Here is an 18,412-nt window from a genome sequence, read left to right on the forward strand (position 1 = left end):
AAAAAAACTCCTTGCTAAAAAGCAAGGAATCAGGTGGTTGACAAAAAACGCTTTCATCCCGTGTCACTGTCCGCATTCGTCCGCTCATGAACTTCTTTATTCCCATTTCCTCTGCATTCGGATTCGTTGCTTCCCTGTTGAGCGTTTTTAAGCAGGACTGATGCGAAAAAGTGCCTACAAATAAAAATGATGGTAGGCAAACGCTAAGTTAGCTTTGCCTACCATCCCTATCATTCGCTTAAGCGCGGGAAACATAAGTTCCGTCTGTTGTATTGATAATGAGCACATCTCCTTCATTTACAAAGAACGGCACTTGAACAACAAGCCCTGTTTCTAATGTAGCTGGTTTAGAACCGCCAGAAGCCGTATCACCTTTAATGCCCGGCTCTGTTTCCACCACTTTCAACTCTACTGTATTTGGAAGCTCTACACCGATCGTTTCGCCTTGATACATCATAATAAAGACTTCCATGTTTTCTTTTAGAAATTTCAACTCATACTCGATTTGCTGTGAGGAAAGCTCAATTTGCTCATACGTTTCTGTATCCATAAACACGTGCTGATCGCCGTTTGCATATAAGTATTGCATTTTGCGATTGTCAATTTGCGCACGGTTGACTTTTTCACCGGCGCGGAACGTTTTTTCTTGAATAGCACCTGTGCGAAGGTTGCGAAGCTTGGAACGAACAAATGCAGCTCCCTTTCCTGGTTTTACGTGCTGGAATTCAATGACGCGCCAAATATCGCCATCTACTTCAATCGTTAATCCTGTACGAAAATCGTTCACTGAAATCATTGACGAATGTCCTCCCACTTACAAGTATTATAAAATGATCAACTCTTTTGGTGAGCGAGTCAGCGGATCATTACCATCCGCGGTGACAACCGTATCATCCTCAATACGCACACCGCCAAGCCCTGCTATGTAAATTCCTGGTTCGACCGTCACCACCATGCCCGGCTCCAATCTTACATCAGAACGAACCGATAGTGTCGGCCCTTCGTGAATCTCCAGACCGATTCCATGACCGGTGGAATGCCCGAAATGCTCGCCATATCCTTGTTCCGAAATATAATCACGGGTCAGCGCATCTGCTTCTTTTCCAGTCATGCCCGGCTTAATTCCTTCCATGCCGCGCAGCTGTGCTTTTAATACAATATCATAAATCTTTTTTAGCTCATCGCTGACTTCACCAACCGCGACGGTTCGGGTGATATCCGAACAGTAGCCGTGGTAATAAGCACCAAAATCGAGCGTGACGAATTCCCCTTTTTCAATGATTTTGTCAGTTGCCACTCCGTGCGGTAATGCTGACCGATAGCCAGATGCAACGATAATATCAAACGAAGACGAAATAGCGCCCTGCTTGCGCATAAAAAATTCTAATTCATGAGCAACCTCGATTTCCCGTACCCCGGGGCGAATAAACTGAAGTATATGGTCGAACGCTGCATCAGCAATCTCCGCTGCTTCCTTTAATATCTTAATCTCTGAATCCGACTTAATCAAGCGTAACTTTTCAACTAAACCGGAAACAGGGACAAGCACCACTTCCGCCTCTCTTTCATAGGCTTGAAAAGTGGCATAGGATAGATGATCCTGTTCAAAACCAAGCTTTTTAATTTGAAGGCGGGCCGCCTGTTTAGCTACTTCTTCGATGATGGAACCAGCATGCTGAACAATCTCGTATCCTTTAATTTGCTTGGCAGCTTGTTCAGCATAACGAAAGTCCGTAATAAATACCGCTTCTGTTTTGCTGATCACCGCTACGCCGGCCGTTCCGGTAAAGCCTGTCATATAGCGGCGATTATAGCTGTTTGTAATCAACATTCCATCAATGCCGTACTCAGCAAAACAAGCACGTAGTTTTTCTAGTTTTTCCATGCTCTCTCCCCTTCCCCTAATTTGTCCAATAGCGCTAAAATGGCTAAGCGATATCCGGTCACGCCAAGACCCACAATTTGTCCGATCACTACCGGTGCAATGACCGACTCATGGCGGAACGGCTCGCGGGCATGGATGTTGGAAATATGTACTTCAATGACCGGGACATTAACACTGGCAATGGCATCACGAATGGCATAACTATAATGAGTAAATGCACCTGCATTTAAAATCACACCATCATACACACCATCGGCAGCATGAATTTGCTCGATGATGTCTCCTTCGTGATTGCTCTGAACGCATGCCAGTTCTGTTTCCCGTTCGGATGCAAACGAGATTAACTGCTGCTCTAAGTCATGCAAAGTTCCGCTTCCGTAAACATGAGGCTCTCGTTTGCCAAGCAAATTTAAGTTTGGACCATTAATTAAAAGAAGACGTGCCATTTCCGCAACCCCTTTTAAGCCAAATCGCCAAAATGTTTAAACAATCATATTTTAGCATAAAAAGGGTTGGACCACTACTCATTTCTTACCTGTGTTTGCGTATACTCGCTTTCTTGATGTTCAAACGAAATGGAGTAACCGATGAACAGACCATACAAAATATACAAGCAGATGGTTGTAATAACCGTATTCCGTTCAAGCTCAGAGACAGAACGCAATCCCGGAATCAGCGGATTCAGCACATAAAACACAATAATCCATAATGCCACACCGTATCCGATGCCCGCCCACATGCTTTTTATTTTACGCAACAGCACATAATAAAGTAGAGCCACTAATATAGATAATAAACCGATGAGGAAAACGGCAAGATAATTTCCCGTCTTTCCATATTTCCAATCACCAAAATTCCATGGAAGCAGAAGCATATTAGGACTTAATTCCGTAAAATGAAAAAAGCTAGCCAAATATCCCAGCAGACTCCAAAATATACCGCCGACAAATCCAGTAATCATCGCTTTCATTAACAGCGACATCGGTTGTTCACGCTGATTTTGTTCAAGTGATTGCCCATTGTCCTTCATGAATGCTTGACACCTCCTTTTTGTTAGTATGGCCCTTCATCGGCAAATTCATGACTATATATCACAAGTGTTGATTGTCCATTATTTTCGTACAGAATCATCTGGCCACACATAAGCGGTCAGCATGTCCAGTCGACAAGCAAGTGGCTCGTACAACCAAGAACCGGGCAATATTAGTTGGATCATCAACATAACTGACTATATAAATGTAACTTGACCTCTTAGCACTTGCAGCGATAGGAAGTTGGGGACATTTTTCGACGGTTGGGCACTCCGCCGCGCTTTGGCATAACGAAGATCCGTCACCGCCTTGCATTCAGTCGTTGAAAAAATGGGACTCTGCTTTGGAATGGGCTATCGGTTCAACCTTTTAGCTGTATCTATTATAGATGCAACTTAAGACTTTAACATGTATCTGAACAATGTGGTTGAGGGACGAACAGCGCCGCTTCATCGATCCATAGATGATTCGGCTGTTCGAATTCTTGCCACATGCTCACGTGACAAAAAGCTCCCCAAAACTTCTCCGACCGTCGGTGTTCCATAGAGACCATTCGCAACAAGTTGCATTTATATCCATATAAATTTAAAAAAACTCGTTTGGCATGTCTATCCATTTTTATTTTTGGAAATGATAATCATAGCATCGACCTAGAGGTTTCTCGCTATTTCTTGTAGAATAGAATATAAATAACGAAATAGGTTGGTGTCGACACGATGGAGAAAATGATCAAACCGATATATGGCGGGCAAGCCGTGGTAGAGGGCGTGATGTTTGCAGGAAGAAAGCATTCTGTAACCGCGATTCGCCGAAAAGATCAGACAATCGAATATTTTCATATGCTTCGCCAAACAAATCCAACATTATCATTTTTAAAAAGGATTCCTTTGATTCGCGGAATTGTCGCTATCTTAGAAGCGAGCGCAAACGGCGCCAAGCATTTTCAGTTTGCTAGTGAACGCTACGATTTAGACCCAAAAGATGACGACACGCTGAATGAGCCAAAAAAAGAAGAGTCGAAGCTGTCTTTGATTCTCAGCGTAGCAGTCATTGGCGTCTTATCATTTCTGTTCGGGAAATTTTTATTCACCATTATTCCGGTGTTTTTAGCGAATTTTACAAAACCTCTTTTTCCGACGAAAACAGCGCAGGTGTTGGTGGAAGGAGCGTTTAAGCTACTGCTGTTGCTTGCTTATATTTACGCTGTTTCTCTGACGCCGTTAATTAAGCGTGTATTCCAATACCACGGAGCGGAGCATAAGGTGATCAACGCCTTTGAAAGTAACGTTCCGCTTACGATCGAAAATGTTCAGCGGCAATCGCGCCTGCATTATCGGTGCGGCAGCAGCTTTATTCTATTTACTGTTATTGTCGGTGTCTTTGTCTACTTGGCTGTTCCGACAGATCCGCTTTGGTTGAGAATTGTTAACCGTATTGCCTTAATTCCGGTCGTGCTGGGGATCTCTTTCGAAGTCCTGCAGTTTACTAACCGGTTAAGAAGCATTCCCGTACTGCGCTGGCTCGGCTATCCGGGCTTATGGCTGCAGCTGCTGACAACAAAAGAACCGAGCGACGAGCAAGTGGAAGTGGCGATTGCTTCATTTCAGGAGCTCCTTCGGCTAGAAGAAGGACAGGAGGCAACCAAAGCCGTTCGGTAATTATCAGGGAGGTGGATGCGGAATGTTCCGTCGCACATTTCATCCATTGATTGGGATTGTTCTATTATTAGGAGCCTTCGGCCTGGCATTTACACTATTTTCCGAGCCGGTGATACTGCTCCGCCGCATCATCTTTATCGGTCTTACGATCGCCATTATATATGCGCTTTTTCGTTGGATTTCCCAGCGGCGTTTCAATAAAGAAAATGCCGCCTATTTAAGAGCGGTCAACCAATCGAAAAAGCTTCATGTGAACCGGGACCGAAGACCTTCAGCAAAAGCATTGTCCTATTCGAAGAAAGGAACGCACCACCGCTTACCGAAAAAACGAACATCATCCCACTTAACAGTCATCGAAGGGAAAAAAGGAAAAAAGAAGAATCGAGCTTTGTTTTAGCTCGATTCTTCTTTTTTAGTATGTCCATTTTTTTAAAAAAAGCTCTGTTTTGCGTCTGCCATAGCCGATTAAATGGTCTCTTTCCTCATCGGTCATTGAAAATTCTGTAGATAATACGTTACGAACAGGAATAAAAATAATGTTTTTTTCATGCCGCCGCGAGATGTACCGAGCATCATGCGCCTCCTTCATGGCACTGAATAGCGCTTCATACAGCTCAATCGCATTGCGAACTTGCTTTTTTGGCCGCTTATCAAGCCGAGCGCTAAGCTGAACGCCAAGAACAGGCCGCTTTTTCACCTTTTTTTCTTCATCAAAAATAAACAAAGGAAAATTGCTAAGTACTCCCCCATCGACAACCACAAATTTCCCGGCATCCGTCTGGAGCTTAACAGGCTCAAAAAAATAAGGAATGCTGACACTCATGCGCACCGCTTTTGCTACTGAAAACGTATCAGGATCAATTCCATATTGCGGCAAATCAGTCGGCAGCACCAAAATACGTCCGCTTGTTACATCGGATGCCACAATATACAAACGGTCTTTTGGCAAATCGCCGAACGTTCGAATTCCCTTGGCTGCCAGTACCTCCTCCATCCATTCCTCCAGCACCTGTCCCTTATATAATCCCATTTTCCAATATAAAAACACCCACTTCATTAATGAAAATGGAAGAACTTCCTTGCGCTTATCCAGCAGCTGCTTTAAATCCAAATGATCAATCAACTCAATCATTTGCTGGCTTGTATAGCCTGCTGCAATGAGCGCTGCAATCATTGAACCTGCGCTCGTGCCGGCGATTCGCTTTAATTGGAGCCCTTTTGCCTCGATCGCTTCATAGGCGCCCACTAGCGCGAATCCCTTTACTCCTCCCCCCGAAAGCACGATGTCAATCTCCATGCTGCCAGCCCCTCTCTGCGACGATTCGTATCTTATATATGTATAAGAGCGGAGGAAGAGATTTAGTATCAAAAATAAAAAAGAGTAAGAAAATCCTTACTCTGTCTGTTGTTCATTTTGTTTTTGAATATTGCGGAGCGCTTGAAGACGCACTGGATCTTCTTGGAAGTATTGAACGAGATCCCCAATACGATCAATAGCGTTCCAGCTCAAATGATGTTCAATTCCCTCTACATCCTGATAAATGTTCCCTTCATCTACGCCAATGATGCGCATAAATTGTTCAAGCAGTTCATGACGATATACAAGTCGTTTGCCGATTTTTTTCCCTTTAGCGGTTAAAACAAGGCCACGGTATTTTTCATATACTAAATATTCATCTTTATCAAGTTTTTGCACCATTTTTGTAACAGAGGAGGGATGAACGGACAATGCCTCGGCAATATCCGATACTCTCGCGTATCCTTTTTCTTCAATTAAATTATAAATTTGCTCGATATAGTCCTCCATGCTTGGTGTCGGCATCATAATTCCCTCCCATACTTACCCGTACTCATCCAAAAATCACAATCAGTATTATTATACCATGCTATAGTGAAATGACAAGGAAAAGAGCGAATCACGTAAAATATTGAATTTCTGCCTCAGGGAAAAATTGTGCAATATAATACTCGAGTGCTTCTTTCAGCTGCTTGGCCTCTGAATCTGGATATACATATTTGCCAATGCCGTAGCGCCCCCATTTGTATTTTCGCTTGCTTTCATCCAAATCCAGCTTTGTTTTTGGATAACGCTTTTGAATCACTGCCTTTGCCGGTTTCGTAAAGCGATGCTGGATTAATTCAAACGAAAGATGAGGTGTCTCGACTCCTGCAAGCTGTTCAGACAAACGTTGGAACAATTCTAAATAGCCTTCCCTCCACCCATCATGCCGATAAATCGGAGCAACAATAAAACCGAGCGGATAACCGGCGCGAGCCACTTTTCGCGCCGCTTCCATCCTTGCTTCAAATGATGATGTTCCCGGCTCGAAATGACGAATGACATAGCGCGAATTCACACTAAAACGAAAGGTGGTTTTCCCATTATGCTTCGCATCAAGCAGATGATCGACGTGCTCATATTTCGTGACAAAGCGAAGCCGTCCGTATTCCGTCGCTCCAATAAATTCGATCGCTTTTTTTAATGAATGAGTTAAGTGATCAATGCCGACAATATCGGACGTACAAGCGGCCTCAAAACGGGTAATTTCCGGTGCGCGCTCATCGATGTACTTTTTCGCTTGGGAAAAAATTTCATCGAGATTGACGTATACACGGATATAAGGCTTGCTTCCGAGCGTCGTTTGCAAATAACAATAATGGCAATGCCCCATACACCCTGTCGCAAGCGGAATGGCGTATTCTGCCGACGGCTTGGACGTATCAAACTTTAATGTGCGCCTAATGCCGACAACGAGCGTTGATTTCGCGTTTCGGTACCGCTGCAACTCCGTTTCCCCAGGAATGCCGCGCACTTGGTTATGCGACGTTGTCTCGCGTATTTCAATATCCATACTTTTGAATTTTTCATATAACTCTTTGCCTAAAGAATATTGCAACGCCTCTGGTTCAAAATAAACGAGCCGCGGAATAAATGGTTCCATAGCTGAGGTACGCCTCCTTGTTTTGTTCATACTTATGGTTAGTATGAACCAACAAAACAGCGATGTTGCTTGGGATTTTTTTGTTTAATCAAGCTTCCAGCGAAACCAGCGGCCATGCCATCGGTTTCAGCGACAGCACGCGCATATTTCCTGCCGTCAATAACAAAACGAAAAGGTGCGTGCCGTCGGAATCTTCCTTCTTTACACGCACCATTTTTATTATCGCTTACGAATGTGAAAATTGTCTTCTAATAGCGCCCAGTTTTCTGGAAAAGGATAACCAAGAACCCAATAGCTGATTCCTCTTAGCTGATACTCTTTCACTAGTTCAAACTTCGCTTGAGCGCTGCGAGCATTCTCAAACCAAACTTCACGTGTTCTTCCTTGACTGTCGACATAGCGATAAAACGGTGACTGGGCTGTATAATCATACTGAATCACCGCACCATAACGAATCGCGCGTTCCACTGCTTCTTGCGGACTGAATGTCTCCGCTTCTTGTCCTTGTACATGAGGAAGAACCCAATCCCGCGCATAAATTTGAAACCCCATAAAAATTTTATTCCGCGGAATGACACTAACGGCATAATCAAGCACCCTTCTAATTTGATGAACTGGGGAAATAGCCTGCGGCGGCCCAAACCTGTATCCCCATTCATACGTCATTAACACAACAAAGTCGACAATTCTTCCATGCGCTGGGTAATCATGTGCCTCATATAAGATTCCTTGTTGTTCTCCACTTACTTTAGGAGCAAGGGAAGTAGAAACAAAGTAGCCCTCACGATGAAGTCTCTCGACAGCGTTTTGCAAAAATTGGTTATACCGTTCACGATCAGATGGATAGACATTTTCAAAATCGATATTCACTCCACGGTAGCCTTTTTCGTGCATCGTACGAACTATATGATCAAGCAGCCGGTTTTGTAATTGCGGATTGGAAAGGATCGTCTGCGCCAATCGTGAGCCTGGGTCTGTATACGTAAAATTCGTGATCGCCATCATCGGAACAACGTTTTCCGACCTTGCCGCTTCAATAATGGCAGCATCATTAGGCGGATTAAGTCCGCCATCGGCTCTCATCGTATAAGCAAATGGAGAGGCGTATGTTAAATAACGCCCTACCTCTCGGACTTGTTGCGCTCCTTTTTCCCCTCCATCAATCGTAAAAGCGTTCACTTCAATAGTTGGTTTAGGATGAGGAATCATCAATGCCATGCCAGCGACAATCCTATTCGGATCAGCAATCTGATTAGCTCGCGCGATGTCTTGCACAGTCGTTCCATAACGAGCAGCGATCTGTGATAGCGTCTCTCCTCGCTGTACGGTGTGAGTTCTTGGCGGAATCAGAAGGACTGTGCCCGAATAAAGAACAGACGGGTTGCTGATGTGATTAGCTTGAATAATAGACTCAAGCGAAACGCCGTATTGTCTAGCAATAGCCCATAATGTTTCTCCTGTACGAACCGTATGATAGCGGTATAAAGATGGAACGACGAGCTCCTGTCCGATCGCAAGACGGTTAGCATCTTTCAGCTTATTAGCTGTAATAATCGCCTCGATCGATACTCCGTAACGCTGAGAAATCGTCCAGAGCGCTTCCCCCCTCTGTACAACATGGATCAGCATCGTTCTCCCCCTTATTTATTCATTATGCCTCATACTACTATATTTGCTCTTTCATCGTTTTATGAATAAAAAACTGGCTCCACGATTGATTGGAGCCAGTTTTTTATTGCTTACAGACCACATTTCAGTTGTGCGCCGCAACTTGTGCATGTGTTGCAGCCGCCGATTTCTTCAACCGTTCCTTCACGGCATACCGGACAAATGTTGCCGACTTCCGAACCGATCGTCACATCGGTCGTGCGCAAATCTTGGATCGTATCAATTAATACAACCGCCCGTTTTGTTTCTTTTTCTTCTTCTGGAATTAATTCAAGCTGTTCTTCAAATGTGTTTTCTTCTGCTTTCAACGTCAATACTTGCGCATCTCGACTGCCGTCAACATAGACGGTGCCGCCCTTCGCGCCGCCGCGCCATAAACGCTCGTACACTTTTTGTACCTGTTCAACTGTATAGCCTCGCGGCGCATTGACCGTTTTCGAAAGGCTGGAGTCAACCCAGCGCTGGATGATGCATTGCACATCCGCGTGCGCCTCTGGCGATAAATCCATTGCCGTTACAAACCAGTGAGGCAGGTTGTTTGGATCTGCCTCTGGATGGCTGTCCAAATATTCTTGCACAATATCGGCCTTCACTTCAATAAACTTGCCGAGACGGCCGCTTCGGTAATAAGAGAAGGAAAAGTAAGGCTCTAATCCTGTTGAAACGCCGACCATGGTTCCGGTACTCACTTGTGTTACTTCTATCTATACAACATTGGACAGAAGGCAGGTAAGATTGCTACCTGCTCCATATGTCGCCATATGGGTCAGACTATATCTTCAACCAAAATTCTTTTGAATGTCTCTTGCGATGACAAGGGTGTTCACATAGAGTTATTAAATTTGACAAGTCATTGGCTCTTTTCCAGTCGCCGTTGAAGGCTCTGAAAGGTATAATGTGATGAACTGAGAGTTCTTGTCCGTATTCTGCTTCTGTTATTCCGCAATCTTGACAAGTAAAATTATCTCGTTCTCTAGCCTTTCTACGCTGAATTCTCCAATTGGGCCCGTAATATTCTATATCTCCACCTGCCCAAGTGCCGCTATTTTCTCCGGAAAACATTCCACTCTTTCCATAATAATCCCCCATACATTTTATAGAACAAAAATTTAAGTTCCTAACAACAGAAGGCTTTTTTTCAAATTTTGTTCCGCAGTTATTACATACGACAATAACTCTTTTTGAATATTGAACCTTTCCTCTCTGTCCATTTGCCTTGACTAAGCAATGTTTAGAACAATATTTTGCGCTTAACGCCCTATTTTTCGGAACACTAACCTTTTGTCCACAAAATTTGCAATTTAGCTCTACCCTTCTTTTTAAGTGTTGATTAATTTTATCGTTATTTGCTATAGATACTTCCTTCTACAATGTCTATCACAAAAGTTGGTTTCTCTAATTTCAGAAGGTTTGCGGATGATTCCTTTCCCGCAGAATGAGCAATTAACGAGTCTTTTCTTACTCATTTCTTTCCAAAACGATGGGGGGTTTTTTAAAATATTCAGCTTTACAAGACCGAGAACAGAACTTTTTTCTCTCAACTTGGCTTGGTTTTACATAAATTTGTCCATCGCAATTTAGACATTTCTTTTTCACAGGAACACCTCTTTTTTAATATTCCCATAAGATTATTATACAACGAACTTGTGTTCCTGTTAAGAATTTTGGTTGCTCGGCGTATAGTCGTTGAGGGGTCAGCCACGACTTCCCTGCGGATTGTCTGGTAGGATTCATCCAACACTCTTGCATTTTTACCTCTTTGTGTGCTGGCAAGGCACAGGTAGCAAGAGATACGCCAGAGTTCCCCGCATACAGCCGAGTTTTCACTGTATTTTTACAAATACAGGGGGCAACTATTTACCCGTCGGAGCCACCGTTAGCAAATGCGAATTGCGAATGCCATATTTTAAAATGTCTTCGCGAATATCATCCGGCATTTTTTTCATATAGCCGGTATTAATCAACGCTTCGCGCAGCTTCATCGTTTCTTCTTCCGTCTCGCCAACCAAGAACGGGAAGCTGCCTTTTTCTTTCGCCAGTTCAATCGAGGCGCGATATGCCGTCGTCGCGATCATTTTGAATACTTCATCAACAAGTTGGTTACCTTCTTCGGAGCCGTATTCCTTTTCGCAGTAAATGAGCAAATCGGCCAATCCCATTACGCCAAGGCCGACGCGGCGTTCACCAAGTGCTTGCTTTTTATTTTCTTCAAGGAAGTATGGTGTTGCATCAATGACATTATCTTGCATTCTTACGCCAATTTCTACCGTTTGTTTCAGTTTGTCATAGTTAACCGTTTTTGTTTCTTTATCGACCATATTCGCCAAGTTGATAGCTGCCAAGTTGCAGACAGAATATGGTGCAAGTGGCTGCTCACCACATGGATTCGTCGCTACGACTTTTTGGCCGTACGCTCTTGCATTTGTCATGTCATTGGCATTGTCGATAAAGAAAATACCTGGTTCCGCAGAGTATGTAGCGCAAATGTTAATCAGCTTCCACAACTCGCGGGCACGGATTTTGCGATAGACACGGATGCGATACCCCATCTTTTCCCATTCACGTACATCGCCAACTTCATGCCATTTTTCGTTGTAAATGCGCATTTCTTCTTCTGAATATGTCTCAACATCTGGGAAGCGCAATTCATATTCTTGATCGTTCTCAACCGCTTGCATAAACTCTTTTGTTAAGCAAATAGAAATGTTTGCTCCTGTTAGAAAATCTGGATTATGCACGGTGTAAGTGCCACCCGTCCGCAGCTTTTCTTCCGCTTCTTTAATAATCTTTTCGGAAAATCCGCCATATCCCGGCATATTTTTGTAGTTCACAATTCCTTGGTACATCGCACGCTCTTGCTCGGTAAGCGGAGTGAATTTCAATTTTTCTTTCGCCGCTTTTTGAATGCCCTCATCTTCTGTATTTTCTAGTAAATAACGCAGAATGCGCGGATTTTGCATCTTCGAAATGATAAACTCAATCACATCCGGATGCCAGTCTGCCAGCATAATCATTTGTGCGCCTCGCTCTTTGTTACTCGCTCGATCGGAGCGGGCTAGGCCATTTCTGCCTAGCTCTCTAGCTTTCACTAGAGGTCGGACTCTATCATCAAAGAGAACGTATCTCCTTGTCTCGCGCTCTAAACGAGCGTTGCCGCCCGCTTAGTCTACTCCCTCCTTAACGCTAAGTGTCTTAGGAGGTTTCGATCGTCTCTGAACCTTCATCTCCGTTTCCAGAGAAGCTTGGCTGCTGATAGCCCATTGTTTCATCCAACTTGTTTTTCAACCGTCACGCTTGCCGTTGCCAGCTACGTTGTGGTCAAGTTGGCTTTAGGGCGTCCCAGCAATTCACGAGATTTTACTCCCGCCGGTGGCGCTTGGTTAACGGGAGCCTCCTTGCTCAACAAGGTGGGTAAGCTTGGCAATATCATCAAGCCATGAGACCGATCCGGATGATTTTCCGTTTACGCCGCGGGCCAGCGCATTTCTTGGACGAAGTGTCGAACCATTTGTACCGACACCACCACCGCGGCTCATAATTTCCATTACCTGCTTGCGATGCTCGGAAATCCCCTCGCGCGAATCTTTAACAAACGGCATGACATAGCAGTTAAAGTAGGTTACTTCTGTTCCCGACCCAGCACCGTATAATACGCGTCCTGCCGGAATAAAATTGAGGCTGGACAATTCTTGATAAAACTTGTTAAACCATTCCTTCCGCTTTTCTTCTGTTGCTTCCACAGCTGCAAGCCCTGTTGCATTTCGCTTGGCAATTTGCTCATAAAAAATTTCAAGCGGCTTGTCAATCGTATCTAACGAGCGAACGACAATTCCCGTTTCTGCTTCCTCACCATCTAGCACGCCGCGATAGTCTTCTTCAACCAGCACCTTCGCTTTTTTCGTTTCCCAATCCATATCGACAATAAAGCCAAGTCCACGCGCTGGAAACTTCGGATCCTCTTTGACCGTCAATACAACAAAATCGCCCACGCTCATCGTTAGCTTTTCCGTGTCCTTAAATGAGTAGCGGTCCAGCATCACTAAACGGGACACGCCTTTATGCGTAATGTTCATATCTTCTGTAATTGGGTGCACTTGCGGAAAAAGGCGAATATCCTCATTCAGCTTTTCAATATTAATGCCCATTTTTTTCGAAGACGCAACCGTCATTCTCCAATCTCTCCTCTTCTTTCTAATTCTACATGATCTTTCTGCCTGCAAATTCTGTCTAGATTAAATTACCATACCGCCAGCAAAAAAACAATATATAGTATTATTTTTTTAACAACACCTACTATATATTGTATGATTGGTCAACTCTCTTTCATTTTGTCAAATAAAAAAAACAATAGAAACTAGAGAAAAAAGAAGAAAATCGTTAAAATTCAAGCCATTTTGCTGATAAACGAAACATTTTGCCAGTTGCCTTTATAAAAAAACGGAAAAACGCGGTGGTCGCCCGCGTTTATCGCTTAAAATTCCATTCGTCGCTCTCATATTTTTTTCTAGCGAGTTCGTTGACATACTCAATTTCCGCTTCTGATAGCGTGTATGGCTCCAAAATGATATCAAGGCCTTTTTCAAATCCTTGATAAAACGCTTCCTTTGCTTCCGAAATCGTCACTTTTCGATCGGTGAGCTCATTAATAGCTACCGCTTTATTTTTAAAATTTTTCTGCAGGCGAGCTTTGACTCGCTCGTTCGGATACTTGAATAAGCTAAATAGCAAATCTTCATCTAAATCAAGCAAAATCGAGCCATGCTGCAAAATAACTCCTTTTTGTCTTGTTTGTGCACTTCCAGCCACTTTTCTTCCTTCCACCACAAGCTCGTACCAGGATGGAGCATCAAAACAGACAGCGGAGCGCGGATTTTTTAAACTAGCCTTTTCTTCCTCCGTTTTTGGGACAGCAAAGTAAGCGTCAAGCCCTAGCAAACGGAACCCTTCTAAAATTCCTTGCGAAATGACGCGATATGCCTCTGTCACCGTTTCCGGCATAGCTGGATGCGCTTCAGACACAATGACGCTATAGGTGAGCTCTTTGTCGTGAAGCACTCCTCGTCCACCTGTCGGCCTTCTGATAAAGCCTAGGCCGTTTTTTCGTACTGCATCCATATCGATTTCTTTTTCAACTTTTTGGAAATAACCAACCGACAGCGTCGGCGGATTCCAGCCATAAAAACGAACGGTCGGCGGAATTTTGCCTTCGCTGTGCCACTCAAGCAGCGCTTCGTCTAAAGCCATATTAAACGCTGGAGAACAATCTCCAGAATCGATAAATCGCCATCTTTCTTTTCCCATTTTCAACCCTTCTTTTTTCCTTATTTGCGCTTATAAGTTTAACAAACAAAAGAAGCAAAGAAAAGTGAAAATACTTTGCGTCATAGGCTCGACATCTATATAATAGAAGTTGTCGAAAGTTGAGGAAAAGGGGGCTTTCTGCTCGTGCAGTGGATATGGATTTTGCTTGGCGCCATCATCGTCTATTCAGTAACCATGTACTTTATGCAGCGCAGAATGGTAAAAGCGCTAACAGAAGAAGAGTTTCGTGCAGGCTACCGCAAAGCGCAGCTGATCGATGTACGTGAAGCAGATGAATATGCGTCTGGGCACATTTTAGGGGCGCGCAATATCCCGCTAACGCAAATGCGAATGCGAATGAAGGAATTGCGAAAGGATCAGCCTATTTATTTATATTGCCAAAGCGGGCTGCGTAGTGGAAGAGCAGCACAAATGCTTTACCGCAAAGGCTACCGCGATCTTTACCACTTAAAAGGTGGCTTTAAAACATGGACGGGAAAAGTGAAGAAAAAAGCTTGATCGGGTGACAGACTGTTTTTGTCACCCTTTTTACTTTCGCATGCAAACAACAGCTCCCGTTGCGCCCTTCTTCCCCCCTTTTGAATTAGGCCATCCATACTCTTTCCATTTTAACAGCGCCATTTAGTGGCACTGACCGTTCACGATACAAATTTCATTGCCTGTGTCACAATATCCCCCTCAAATAAGCAGGCGACTGGGCGATGAAACAACAGCGCCTTCAGGTCACGCTTTAGTGTGACTTAACCAATCCACTGATTGTCTTTGACCATCGATCCTGCTTTTGAATCGACCATATGCTCGATCTTCTCGTTGGGTAAATATCATCCACAAGTGAATCGAAATTATTCATCACTTATATATAGCAGAGACTAAGTAGATCACTTGATCGACTCTATTCATTGATTGAAAAGTATAAGAATCGTTTTGCAGCCCTAATGGCTTTTAGAAAAAAGCAACCATATACACCTAAAAGAGCAGGCATGCGCCTGCTCTTTTAGATTGTTAACCAACAACGGGGGTACCTTGTGTCACTGGCTTCGCTCGGCTGCGTTTCTTCACTGCTAATCTTTTCCAAGTCAGTCTGTATAAAGCAAAATAACCTTCTCTCTTTTATTTCTGATAGCGTAAAATCGGCTTTCGTGCTGCTGTGGTTTCATCAAGACGCTTCACAACAGTTGTATGAGGCGCTTCTTGCACAATTTCTGGCGTTTCTGCTGCTTCTTTCGCAATTTGAATCATCGCATCAATAAACGCATCAAGCGTTTCTTTGGATTCGGTTTCCGTCGGTTCAATCATCATACATTCCTCAACGATCAATGGGAAGTAAATGGTCGGCGGATGATAGCCAAAATCCAGCAGACGTTTTGCGATATCAAGCGTGCGGACACCGAGCTTCTTCTGGCGTTTGCCTGATAAAACAAACTCGTGCTTGCAATGGCGATCATATGGCAAATCATAATATTCTGCCAAGCGGCGCATCATGTAATTCGCATTTAATACAGCGTATTCGGTCACCGCTTTTAAGCCGTCTGGCCCCATCGAGCGAATATACGTATAAGCGCGGACGTTGATGCCAAAGTTTCCGTAAAACGGCTTGACGCGGCCGATCGCCTGCGGTCTATCGTAATCAAAGTAGTAGCCGTTTTCTCCCTTTTCAACGGTCGGCTTTGGCAAAAATGGAATGAAATCTGCTTTGACGCCTACTAGTCCTGAACCAGGTCCACCGCCGCCGTGAGGGCCGGTAAATGTTTTGTGAAGATTTAAATGCACAACATCAAAGCCCATATCCCCAGGTCTTGCTTTACTTAATACCGCATTCAAATTGGCGCCGTCGTAATATAATTTACCGCCAGCGCTGTGCACAATTTCCGCCATCTCTAAAATATTCTCTTCAAAAAGACCTAACGTGTTCGGATTTGTCAGCATCAATGCCGCTGTATCCGGGCCAACTACCCGTTTTAAATCTTCTAAATCGACAAGCCCTTCCTCCGTCGATTTAACGGTGACCGTTTCAAATCCAGCAACCGTCGCCGACGCCGGGTTCGTTCCGTGCGCGGTGTCCGGAACAATCACTTTCGTGCGGTTGAAATCGCCGTTTGCTTCATGATACGCGCGAATCATCATCAGCCCTGTCCATTCTCCATGCGCTCCCGCTGCTGGCTGCAGCGTCACCGCGTCCATTCCAGTGATTTCTTTTAGATGCTCTTGCAAATCATACATAAGTTCAAGTGCCCCTTGCACCGTCTCCTCCGGCTGAAGCGGGTGAAGATGGGCAAAGCCGGCAAGCCGCGCCACGTTTTCGTTAATTTTCGGGTTATATTTCATCGTGCAAGATCCAAGCGGATAAAAGCCGGAATCCACGCCATGGTTGCGTTTCGATAAGGCAGTGTAATGACGCATAATATCAAGCTCCGACACCTCAGGAAGCTCCGCTGCTTCCATGCGAATATAATCGCTTGGAATCATTTCAGCAACATCTACTGCAGGAACATCCAACTCCGGTAAGCTGTAACCAATTCGTCCCGGTTTGCTTAATTCAAAAATAAGCGGTTGATCTTTATGCATGACAATCCCCCAATTCCTTCACAAGCATGTCGATTTCTTCTTTTGTCCGCAACTCTGTGACCGCCACAAGCATGTGATTTTCTAGTTCTGGATAATCGCGTCCAAGGTCGTAGCCGCCGATGATGCCTTTTTCAAGCAGCCGTTGATTGACTTCCCTCACTGGTTTATTTACCTTGATTACAAACTCGTTAAAGAATGGGCCCGTAAATGGCACTGTAAAGCCGCGTTCAACAAAGGCATTTTTGGCATAATGCGCTTTTTGAATATTCATCAACGCCATTTCTTTGACTCCCTGTTTGCCAAGGGCTGTCATCGCTACAGAGGCTGCTAGCGCATTCAACGCTTGATTCGAGCAAATGTTAGAAGTCGCTTTATCGCGGCGAATGTGCTGTTCGCGCGCTTGCAACGTCAACACGAAGCCGCGGCGACCTTCTTCATCTGTCGTTTGCCCGACAAGGCGCCCAGGTATTTTTCGCATCAACGCTGATTTGACCGCGAAATAACCGCAGTGCGGTCCCCCGAATTGAGCTGGGATTCCGAAAGGCTGCGCATCTCCAACAACAATATCAGCGCCAAACGCTCCTGGAGGTGTCAATCCCCCTAACGCAAGCGGATTGCTTGCTACAACCAGCATTCCTTTTCCTGAATGAGCAATCGGCTCCATTTCCTTTAATGGCTCAATTTGGCCAAAAAAGTTCGGATATTGCACAATGACGCAGGCGACATCATCGTTCATTTCCTTTTTTAGCGTTTCTAAATCCGTCACGCCATTTTGCAGCGGAATTTCAACAACTTCAAGCCCCGGACCTTTTGCGTATGTGTTAACGACATCTCGGTATTCCGGATGAACAGCTTTTGACAGCAAGACTTTCTTCTTTTTGGTGTGAGCTGCGCTTAATAAGGCTGCTTCAGCTAACGCGGTTCCACCGTCATACATCGACGAGTTGGCCACATCCATTCCCGTTAACTCACAAATCATCGTTTGGAATTCAAAAATGGCTTGCAGCTCCCCTTGGGAAATTTCCGGCTGATACGGCGTGTATGCCGTATAAAATTCAGAGCGGGAGATCACATGATCAACAACAACTGGAATGTAATGGTCGTATACACCTGCACCAAGAAACGAAGTGTAACTTTTAAGATCAGCATTTTGGGCTGCAAGCGCTGCCAGCTCTTTCATTAGTTCCGGCTCTGACTTTGCTTGCTTAATCCGATACTCTCCCTTAAAGCGGACGCTCTCTGGGATATCGGAGAACAGTTCATCAATCGACTCGACACCAATGGCTTTTAGCATTTGTTGTTTGTCGTCTTCGGTCATTGGCAAATAACGATGAAGCATAA

At 44.4% G+C, this 18,412-nt stretch carries 15 protein-coding genes and 3 pseudogenes; 3 read left to right on the forward strand and 15 right to left on the reverse strand.

Annotated features, from left to right (window positions below):
• Nucleotides 1-238: 238 nt before the first annotated feature.
• The 4 genes from efp to AT864_RS01575 all read right to left on the reverse strand — a co-directional run bounded on the left by efp (nucleotide 239) and on the right by AT864_RS01575 (nucleotide 2,915).
• On the reverse strand, nucleotides 239-796 hold the full coding sequence (gene efp / locus AT864_RS01560; RefSeq protein WP_044744485.1) for an elongation factor P: 558 nt from the start codon (nucleotides 794-796) through the stop codon (nucleotides 239-241).
• 27 nt (nucleotides 797-823) lie between these two features.
• Complete coding sequence (locus AT864_RS01565; protein WP_066145770.1) at nucleotides 824-1,885, reverse strand: Xaa-Pro peptidase family protein; 1,062 nt, start codon at nucleotides 1,883-1,885, stop codon at nucleotides 824-826.
• The gene (gene aroQ / locus AT864_RS01570) at nucleotides 1,873-2,331 is read right to left on the reverse strand and encodes a type II 3-dehydroquinate dehydratase (protein ID WP_066145773.1); all 459 of its coding nucleotides are present in this window, start codon (nucleotides 2,329-2,331) and stop codon (nucleotides 1,873-1,875) included. The genes AT864_RS01565 and aroQ overlap by 13 nt, the downstream gene beginning before the upstream one ends.
• Nucleotides 2,332-2,405: 74 nt before the next feature.
• Nucleotides 2,406-2,915: a YqhR family membrane protein gene (locus AT864_RS01575; RefSeq protein WP_066145776.1), complete on the reverse strand. Its 510-nt coding sequence runs from the start codon at nucleotides 2,913-2,915 to the stop codon at nucleotides 2,406-2,408.
• Between the two features lie 726 nt (nucleotides 2,916-3,641).
• Here AT864_RS01575 and AT864_RS01580 point away from each other — a divergent pair.
• Nucleotides 3,642-4,574: a DUF1385 domain-containing protein gene (locus AT864_RS01580; RefSeq protein WP_082741630.1), complete on the forward strand. Its 933-nt coding sequence runs from the start codon at nucleotides 3,642-3,644 to the stop codon at nucleotides 4,572-4,574.
• Between the two features lie 22 nt (nucleotides 4,575-4,596).
• On the forward strand, nucleotides 4,597-4,971 hold the full coding sequence (locus AT864_RS01585; protein WP_066145783.1) for an SA1362 family protein: 375 nt from the start codon (nucleotides 4,597-4,599) through the stop codon (nucleotides 4,969-4,971).
• Between the two features lie 15 nt (nucleotides 4,972-4,986).
• On the opposite strand, the gene AT864_RS01590 is transcribed toward AT864_RS01585, so the two are convergent.
• The 9 genes and pseudogenes from AT864_RS01590 to AT864_RS01630 all read right to left on the reverse strand — a co-directional run bounded on the left by AT864_RS01590 (nucleotide 4,987) and on the right by AT864_RS01630 (nucleotide 14,485).
• Nucleotides 4,987-5,871, reverse strand: coding sequence for a patatin-like phospholipase family protein (locus AT864_RS01590; RefSeq protein ID WP_066145786.1), 885 nt, complete (start codon nucleotides 5,869-5,871; stop codon nucleotides 4,987-4,989).
• 96 nt (nucleotides 5,872-5,967) lie between these two features.
• The gene (gene mntR, locus AT864_RS01595; protein ID WP_066145790.1) at nucleotides 5,968-6,396 is read right to left on the reverse strand and encodes a transcriptional regulator MntR; all 429 of its coding nucleotides are present in this window, start codon (nucleotides 6,394-6,396) and stop codon (nucleotides 5,968-5,970) included.
• Nucleotides 6,397-6,490: 94 nt separating this feature from the next.
• Nucleotides 6,491-7,516, reverse strand: a complete 1,026-nt coding sequence (gene splB / locus AT864_RS01600; protein ID WP_066145793.1) for a spore photoproduct lyase — start codon at nucleotides 7,514-7,516, stop codon at nucleotides 6,491-6,493.
• Nucleotides 7,517-7,735: 219 nt separating this feature from the next.
• The gene (locus tag AT864_RS01605; RefSeq protein ID WP_066145795.1) at nucleotides 7,736-9,145 is read right to left on the reverse strand and encodes a LysM peptidoglycan-binding domain-containing protein; all 1,410 of its coding nucleotides are present in this window, start codon (nucleotides 9,143-9,145) and stop codon (nucleotides 7,736-7,738) included.
• Nucleotides 9,146-9,255: 110 nt separating this feature from the next.
• Nucleotides 9,256-9,870 (reverse strand): annotated as a pseudogene (locus AT864_RS01610) (hypothetical protein); the annotation flags it as partial.
• Nucleotides 9,871-9,955: 85 nt separating this feature from the next.
• On the reverse strand, nucleotides 9,956-10,273 hold the full coding sequence (locus tag AT864_RS18610) for an HNH endonuclease (protein WP_080862319.1): 318 nt from the start codon (nucleotides 10,271-10,273) through the stop codon (nucleotides 9,956-9,958).
• A gap of 770 nt (nucleotides 10,274-11,043) precedes the next feature.
• Nucleotides 11,044-12,210 (reverse strand): annotated as a pseudogene (locus tag AT864_RS01620) (ribonucleotide-diphosphate reductase subunit alpha); the annotation flags it as partial.
• A gap of 357 nt (nucleotides 12,211-12,567) precedes the next feature.
• Nucleotides 12,568-13,353 (reverse strand): annotated as a pseudogene (locus AT864_RS01625) (ribonucleotide reductase N-terminal alpha domain-containing protein); the annotation flags it as partial.
• Between the two features lie 295 nt (nucleotides 13,354-13,648).
• Complete coding sequence (locus AT864_RS01630) at nucleotides 13,649-14,485, reverse strand: biotin/lipoate A/B protein ligase family protein (RefSeq protein WP_066145801.1); 837 nt, start codon at nucleotides 14,483-14,485, stop codon at nucleotides 13,649-13,651.
• 195 nt (nucleotides 14,486-14,680) lie between these two features.
• On the opposite strand from AT864_RS01630, the gene AT864_RS01635 reads away from it, so the two are divergent.
• On the forward strand, nucleotides 14,681-15,004 hold the full coding sequence (locus AT864_RS01635) for a rhodanese-like domain-containing protein (RefSeq protein ID WP_275900426.1): 324 nt from the start codon (nucleotides 14,681-14,683) through the stop codon (nucleotides 15,002-15,004).
• 612 nt (nucleotides 15,005-15,616) lie between these two features.
• Here AT864_RS01635 and gcvPB read toward each other — a convergent pair.
• Nucleotides 15,617-17,071 (reverse strand): aminomethyl-transferring glycine dehydrogenase subunit GcvPB, encoded by a 1,455-nt coding sequence (gcvPB, locus tag AT864_RS01640; RefSeq protein WP_066145804.1) that lies wholly within the window; start codon nucleotides 17,069-17,071, stop codon nucleotides 15,617-15,619.
• Nucleotides 17,064-18,410, reverse strand: a complete 1,347-nt coding sequence (gene gcvPA / locus AT864_RS01645) for an aminomethyl-transferring glycine dehydrogenase subunit GcvPA (protein WP_066145807.1) — start codon at nucleotides 18,408-18,410, stop codon at nucleotides 17,064-17,066. The genes gcvPB and gcvPA overlap by 8 nt, the downstream gene beginning before the upstream one ends.
• Nucleotides 18,411-18,412: the final 2 nt, after the last annotated feature.

Origin of the sequence: Anoxybacillus sp. P3H1B (assembly GCF_001560855.1) — a bacterium.
Taxonomy (GTDB): domain Bacteria; phylum Bacillota; class Bacilli; order Bacillales; family Anoxybacillaceae; genus Anoxybacteroides; species Anoxybacteroides rupiense.

What these genes read in the sequence shown, in the direction of transcription:
- efp (WP_044744485.1), bottom strand. Translation starts at nt 796, where the DNA reads ATGATTTCAGTGAACGATTTTCGTACAGGATTAACGATTGAAGTAGAT.
- AT864_RS01565 (WP_066145770.1), bottom strand. Translation starts at nt 1,885, where the DNA reads ATGGAAAAACTAGAAAAACTACGTGCTTGTTTTGCTGAGTACGGCATT.
- aroQ (WP_066145773.1), bottom strand. Translation starts at nt 2,331, where the DNA reads ATGGCACGTCTTCTTTTAATTAATGGTCCAAACTTAAATTTGCTTGGC.
- AT864_RS01575 (WP_066145776.1), bottom strand. Translation starts at nt 2,915, where the DNA reads ATGAAGGACAATGGGCAATCACTTGAACAAAATCAGCGTGAACAACCG.
- AT864_RS01580 (WP_082741630.1), top strand. Translation starts at nt 3,642, where the DNA reads ATGATCAAACCGATATATGGCGGGCAAGCCGTGGTAGAGGGCGTGATG.
- AT864_RS01585 (WP_066145783.1), top strand. Translation starts at nt 4,597, where the DNA reads ATGTTCCGTCGCACATTTCATCCATTGATTGGGATTGTTCTATTATTA.
- AT864_RS01590 (WP_066145786.1), bottom strand. Translation starts at nt 5,871, where the DNA reads ATGGAGATTGACATCGTGCTTTCGGGGGGAGGAGTAAAGGGATTCGCG.
- mntR (WP_066145790.1), bottom strand. Translation starts at nt 6,396, where the DNA reads ATGCCGACACCAAGCATGGAGGACTATATCGAGCAAATTTATAATTTA.
- splB (WP_066145793.1), bottom strand. Translation starts at nt 7,516, where the DNA reads ATGGAACCATTTATTCCGCGGCTCGTTTATTTTGAACCAGAGGCGTTG.
- AT864_RS01605 (WP_066145795.1), bottom strand. Translation starts at nt 9,145, where the DNA reads ATGCTGATCCATGTTGTACAGAGGGGGGAAGCGCTCTGGACGATTTCT.
- AT864_RS18610 (WP_080862319.1), bottom strand. Translation starts at nt 10,273, where the DNA reads ATGGGGGATTATTATGGAAAGAGTGGAATGTTTTCCGGAGAAAATAGC.
- AT864_RS01630 (WP_066145801.1), bottom strand. Translation starts at nt 14,485, where the DNA reads ATGGGAAAAGAAAGATGGCGATTTATCGATTCTGGAGATTGTTCTCCA.
- AT864_RS01635 (WP_275900426.1), top strand. Translation starts at nt 14,681, where the DNA reads ATGTACTTTATGCAGCGCAGAATGGTAAAAGCGCTAACAGAAGAAGAG.
- gcvPB (WP_066145804.1), bottom strand. Translation starts at nt 17,071, where the DNA reads ATGCATAAAGATCAACCGCTTATTTTTGAATTAAGCAAACCGGGACGA.
- gcvPA (WP_066145807.1), bottom strand. Translation starts at nt 18,410, where the DNA reads ATGCTTCATCGTTATTTGCCAATGACCGAAGACGACAAACAACAAATG.